The organism is Vibrio sp. N418, from assembly GCF_000222565.1.
Taxonomy (GTDB): domain Bacteria; phylum Pseudomonadota; class Gammaproteobacteria; order Enterobacterales; family Vibrionaceae; genus Vibrio; species Vibrio scophthalmi.
In genome coordinates this window covers 1-5,711 of record NZ_AFWD01000075.1, presented here as the reverse complement: position 1 = coordinate 5,711, position 5,711 = coordinate 1, and the positions used below count along the sequence as shown (strand labels likewise).

Annotated in this window: 6 protein-coding genes; 2 read left to right on the top strand and 4 right to left on the bottom strand. The window is 45.1% G+C overall.

Annotation, left to right across the window (positions count from 1 at the left end; translation table 11 throughout):
- Window positions 1-19: 19 nt before the first annotated feature.
- Both bcp and RH86_RS16355 read right to left on the bottom strand, forming a co-directional pair.
- Window positions 20-490 (bottom strand): thioredoxin-dependent thiol peroxidase, encoded by a 471-nt coding sequence (gene bcp, locus RH86_RS16360; protein WP_009387337.1) that lies wholly within the window; start codon window positions 488-490, stop codon window positions 20-22.
- Between the two features lie 12 nt (window positions 491-502).
- On the bottom strand, window positions 503-1,045 hold the full coding sequence (locus RH86_RS16355; RefSeq protein ID WP_009387336.1) for a glycine cleavage system protein R: 543 nt from the start codon (window positions 1,043-1,045) through the stop codon (window positions 503-505).
- Between the two features lie 334 nt (window positions 1,046-1,379).
- On the opposite strand from RH86_RS16355, the gene dapA reads away from it, so the two are divergent.
- Window positions 1,380-2,258 carry a 4-hydroxy-tetrahydrodipicolinate synthase gene (gene dapA / locus RH86_RS16350; RefSeq protein WP_005595020.1) on the top strand — a complete coding sequence of 293 codons (879 nt, stop codon included), beginning with the start codon at window positions 1,380-1,382 and terminating at the stop codon, window positions 2,256-2,258.
- A gap of 53 nt (window positions 2,259-2,311) precedes the next feature.
- Window positions 2,312-3,334: an outer membrane protein assembly factor BamC gene (gene bamC / locus RH86_RS16345; protein ID WP_005595019.1), complete on the top strand. Its 1,023-nt coding sequence runs from the start codon at window positions 2,312-2,314 to the stop codon at window positions 3,332-3,334.
- Between the two features lie 115 nt (window positions 3,335-3,449).
- Here the strand turns inward: bamC and RH86_RS16340 are convergent, their stop codons facing one another.
- Together RH86_RS16340 and rnt are read right to left on the bottom strand one after the other, a co-directional pair.
- Window positions 3,450-4,775 carry a Na+/H+ antiporter family protein gene (locus tag RH86_RS16340; RefSeq protein WP_009387335.1) on the bottom strand — a complete coding sequence of 442 codons (1,326 nt, stop codon included), beginning with the start codon at window positions 4,773-4,775 and terminating at the stop codon, window positions 3,450-3,452.
- A 99-nt stretch (window positions 4,776-4,874) separates the two neighbouring features.
- Window positions 4,875-5,534, bottom strand: coding sequence for a ribonuclease T (rnt, locus tag RH86_RS16335; RefSeq protein WP_005595017.1), 660 nt, complete (start codon window positions 5,532-5,534; stop codon window positions 4,875-4,877).
- Window positions 5,535-5,711 lie beyond the last annotated feature (177 nt).

The following is a 5,711-nucleotide window of genomic DNA, read 5'->3' as shown; positions in this document are numbered from 1 at the left end:
ATTGGAGGTTAACCAACAATTAGTCAGCTTGGTTCAAGTAAGCTAATACCACTTCGTGGTGATCTTTGGTCTTAAACTTATTGAATACGTGTTCAATCACGCCTTGCTCGTTGATTAGGAAACTAATACGGTGCAAGCCATCATACACTTTACCCATAAATTTCTTCTCGCCCCAAACGCCAAACTGTTCTGCCACGGCATGATCTTCGTCTGACAATAGGCTGAAATTAAGGTTATCGCGATCGATGAACTTACCTAAACGTTTGACCGGATCGATGCTAACACCTAATACAACCACATTGTGGGCATCTAACTCGGCTTTGGTATCGCGTAAGCCTTGAGCTTGGACTGTACATCCGGGTGTCATTGCTTTCGGGTAAAAATAAAACAGCACTTTTTTACCGGCAAAGTCGCTTAAAGATACGGTATTACCATCTTGATCAAGCAAAGAAAAAGCGGGTGCTGCCGTTCCAGCGGTGAGCGTGTTCATGAGCGTTCCTTTTTATTGACTGTTTTTAATGAAGTTCAATGAACCGATGACGCCAAGTTGCTGACACAATTCAGAAAAATCCTCTTGGATTTGCATGAGGTTACATTCAGAGTCGACTGATGCGGTTAATGCTAAATGATACTGATCGTGTGCTGCTTGCACCTTATCTTTATCAATCGTTTGTGCGCTTAATGAAGAGAGACCAATATTCTTTTCGGCAAAAAACTGAGTGAATTTTTCGGTGAGACCCACTTTGTCGTCAGATTCAATAAAGGCTTCTAGCGTATAGCTATTATCTTGGTGGGCATGCTTGGCGGTACGCTTCATCATCGTAATTAGATCATGCTCTTGCCCGAGCAAAGGCAAGGTCGTTTCGACGCGGGTAATCGCAGCGTTGTTGCCTGAGAGCAACATAATGAGCGTAAATTCACTACCAAATAGGGCAATACGGCTATCAATAATATTGCAGCCGGCACGAGTAACAAGACCAACGACTTGGTTGCATACCCCTGGACGGTCACTGCCTACCGCTGTAATTACCAGATGCTGAGTCATACTATCACTTCAATGTTGTATTGATGATTAATCGGATAGCTTAGCATAATTAATGGCCAGAAAAATGGCGTGTTTGATCAAATTCTCAGCAATCAAAACTTTTGGCGATAAATTGGCTAACCACTCGTAAATTCATGGCTTATCACGAAATCAAAGCCAAGAGTTGGCGGCGTGTTTATGGCTGAACAATATGACGCAGATCTGAATTCTGCCGCTTTGCGGTTATTAGAAAGAAATATTCCGGTAAATAGATGATTTAAGCGCCCTTAAGCGCTTGTCTTTTTTCATCGCCTTACAGTACCATGCAGAAAGTATCAAATTTAGGGAGAAGGACATGTTTTCAGGAAGTATCGTTGCGTTAATTACACCTTTTAATCTTGATGGCGAAGTAGACTACGTAAGCCTGAAGAAATTGGTTGATTACCATGTAGCAGCGGGTACTGATGGCATCGTTGCTGTTGGCACCACCGGAGAGTCTTCAACGTTAACTATCGAAGAGCATGTTAAGGTCGTATCGAAGACGGTTGAGTTTGCTGAAGGTCGTATCCCTGTTATCGCTGGAACTGGCGCAAATGCAACGCATGAGTCTGTAACATTCAGTCGCTTACTGAATAACTCAGGTGTTGCGGGTTGTCTGAGTGTGACGCCATACTACAATAAGCCAACTCAGGAAGGTTTATACCTTCACTACAAGGCCATTGCTGAAGAAAGCGATGTTCCACAAATTCTTTATAATGTTCCGGGTCGTACCGCGGTTGATCTTCTTCCAGAAACCGTTGCGCGTTTAGCTGAGATTGAAAATATTGTCGCATTGAAAGATGCAACGGGCGATTTAAGCAGAATTGCAAAACACCGTGAACTTTGTGGCGAAGATTTTATCTTACTAAGTGGTGATGATGCGACGGGACTCGATTTTGTTCGTCTCGGCGGTCAAGGTGTTATTTCAGTGACGAATAACGTTGCCGCAGCCGATATGGCAACCATGTTCCGCCTAGCGCGAGAAGGTCGCTTTGAAGAAGCCGAAATCATCAACCAACGATTGATGCCATTGCATAAGAAACTGTTTACTGAATCAAGCCCAATCCCTGTTAAGTGGGCAGCACATAAGCTAGGTTTGATTGAATACAGTGGCTTGCGCTTACCGCTGACTGAGTTGTCAGAAGCCTCGAAACCAATCGTTGCTCAAGCGATGTCAGAAGCTTGCATTTACTAAATTTAAGGACTGCTGAAGCGTAAAGCTTCAGCATTTATTTATCAGGAGTTTCAATGAAGTTGTCATCCCAGCTAGTCGTTAGTTCACTAGCTGTTTTTGTTTTAAGTGCATGTTCAGGCAGTGCCAGTCAACGCCGTCAAGCTCAAGATGACTTTGAGTACCTCAACACGCCGCCGATGAAAGAGTGGCAATCACTTCCAGGTGCAGAGCCAAAATTCTACACTAACTACGTGATCCCGCAGGGTGATTTCGCTGGTGGTATTGGTAATCAAGTCGATATTCGACCACCACAGCAAATTCTGGAATTGATCCCAGGGGCTCGGGTTGATCGTAGTAACGGCGATGTGACGTTGTGGCTACTGGATCGTGATGAAGCGAACAAAGTATGGCAAACGGCAGAAACTTTGCTGGATGAGCGCAATATTAGCGTGCGTGAACAGAATGACTCACGTATAGAAACTGAGTGGGTTACTTGGGTTTCAGAAGATGAAGATGCGCCACTATCTGCTCGTTACGAATTGTCTCGTTTCGAGGCGAATGGCCGTCAAGCACTGAAATTGTCGCTGATTGATTGGCGTCAAGGCTCCGAACAGTTGCCGGTAAGCTTAACCAATAAAGAGCGTTACAGTGCATTAATGAGTAACCTGGTTGCGGCTCGCTACGATCTGGATATTCGTTTAGAAGCCGAGCGTAAAGCCAGTGAGTTGGTGAAACACATTCCAATTTCAATGGGTACAGACCGCTCTGGTTTACCGGTGATTATTGCCCGTGCTCCTTATGATGTGCTGTGGGCGCGCTTACCTAAACTGTTGCCTGAAATGGGCTTTAAGATTGAAGAGCGTAACCAGTCACAAGGTACAGTTAAAGCGAAATACGTAGAGCCAAATGATGAATTCTGGGCTGAAGTGGGCGTTAAACCGATTGAGTTGAAATCGATTACGTACACCTTCCTATTTGGTGATCTTGGTAACCGTACTTCAATCAACGTGACTGACCCTGAAGGTAAGCCGGTTGAAGAGCAATTGTTGAAAGATATGGTGCCAGTATTGGCTGCGATGGCAAGCAAACATCAGTGATGAACGTTTGGCTCGCCCATTGTGATGCACAAGATAAATTGTGAAGAATAAAAAAGCTGACCAAGGTCAGCTTTTTTTGTCGGTGTTTTTCGTGTAGTGCAATAAAACTTATGCGTTAAAGCACCATCGCCGCGATCCAACCGAAAATGATCAGTGGGATGTTGTAGTGGATAAACGTCGGGACGACCGTTTCCCAGATGTGCTCATGCTGTCCATCAGCATTTAGACCCGATGTTGGACCTAGCGTAGAGTCAGAGGCTGGAGAACCTGCATCACCCAGCGCTGCCGCCGTACCAACCAGTGCGATGGTTGCCATCGGTGAGAAACCAAATGCAGCCGCCAGTGGAACGTAGATAGTGGCAATGATTGGAATGGTTGAGAATGATGAGCCGATCCCCATGGTGACTAATAAGCCAACCACTAACATCAGCAGTGCTGCCAATGGCTTGTTATCACCAATACTGGTAGACAGTGAAGAAACCAGTGTTTCAACGCCACCTGTCATTTTCATTACGGCGGCAAAGCCGGCCGCTGAAATCATGATGAAACCAATCATAGCCATCATGTGAACACCTTTCGTGAACACATCGTGAGTCTCTTTCCAGGCGATAACACCACCAAAGGTGAACACCATGAAACCGGCTAGGGCGCCAATAATCATTGAGCCAGTCGCAAGTTGAACAGCCAGTGCAGCGATAATGCCTAACACAGCAATAACGATGTTTTTCTTGTTGATGGCTTGAGTTTCTTGATTCGGCTTGGTGTGGCTGGTTTCTGCATACTCACGAGGTTTACGGTAGGTAAAGAAAATCGCAGTCAGTAGGCCGAAAATCATACCCGCCGCAGGCAGTAACATCGCGGTTGGGATCTGACTTGCTACAACGTTATCAAGGCCGTTTTCACGTAGGTTTTTCAGCAAAATATTGTTGAGGAAGATACCGCCAAAACCGATTGGAAGTACCATGTATGGCGTAATCAAACCAAAAGTCAGGACGCAAGCAATCATGCGGCGATCCAGTTTAAGTTTGGCAAAGACGCTCAACAAAGGTGGAATCAAAATCGGGATAAAAGCGATATGTACAGGGATTACGTTTTGTGATGACATGGTGACTAATACCAGTGCCACGAGCACGGCATATTTAAGCCCCGTGGTTGCTGCGCCGTTCTCTTTGCCATTTAGACGACGAATCACGTTGTTTGCCAGCAGATCGGTAATGCCAGAGCGAGAAATCGCTACCGCAAAGGTGCCTAACATCGCGTAGCTTAACGCAATGGTTGCACCGCCGCCAAGACCACTCTCAAAAGCAGTGACTGCTTCATTTAAGCTCATGCCTGATACAAGACCACCAACGATTGCACTGAATGTCAGGGCTACCACGACATTCACACGCATCAGCGCCAGTACCAGCATGACACAGACAGATATTACTACAGGATTCATAGTTAACTCTTTAGTTGTGTTGTACTCGTCCTAATTGAAGCTACCGCGTTTCTTTCGTGCGCTTAGTGGCATCTTCAAGTTGTTTGAGTCTATATGTTATTATTTTTTATCTTCAGCATCTGAATCGATCAGCGGCCAACCACCAAGTGCTTTCCACTTATTAACGATACCGCAGAATAGGTCGGCGGTTTTTTGCGTATCGTACAGTGCTGAATGGGCTTCTTTGTTGTCAAACTCCATCCCCGCCGTTTTGCAGGCTTTAGCCAGAACGGTCTGACCATAAGCAAGGCCGCTAAGAGCAGCAGTATCAAAAGTAGCAAAAGGATGAAACGGGACTCGTTTTAACTTGCTGCGTTCGCTTGCCGCCATGACAAAATTAAGATCAAACGTGGCGTTGTGCGCGACGATAATGGCACGACTGCAATCAGCTTCTTTCTGTTCTTTACGGACTTGGCGATAAATTTCTTTTAACGCTTCAGATTCCGCAATGGCACCGCGCAATGGACTAAAAGGATCACGGACGCCAATAAACTCGAGCGCCTCTTTTTCTAAATTCGCCCCTTCAAAGGGCTCAACATGAAAATGAAGAGTTGACGCTGGATGGAGATCGCCGTTTTCGTCCATCTTTAAGGTAATGGCACAAATTTCTAATAGTGCATCCGTTTGGGCGTTAAAACCGGCAGTTTCGACATCGATAACCACTGGGAAATAGCCGCGAAAGCGTTTTTTGAGCGTCAATGCTTCGTTTTCTACAGTCATGTTGTAATAAATTAGTGTGACAAGGTTTGCATTATTGCAGATTCTAACTTCAATACCAATCAACATTAATTTGCATTTTCGGCCTGTCAGACGTGCGGTTTTTAACCATGTGATGAAAAGCACGTAATTTACTTAGCTATATTGCTTAACTTATCAGCTAACAAGGTTTAAATAACC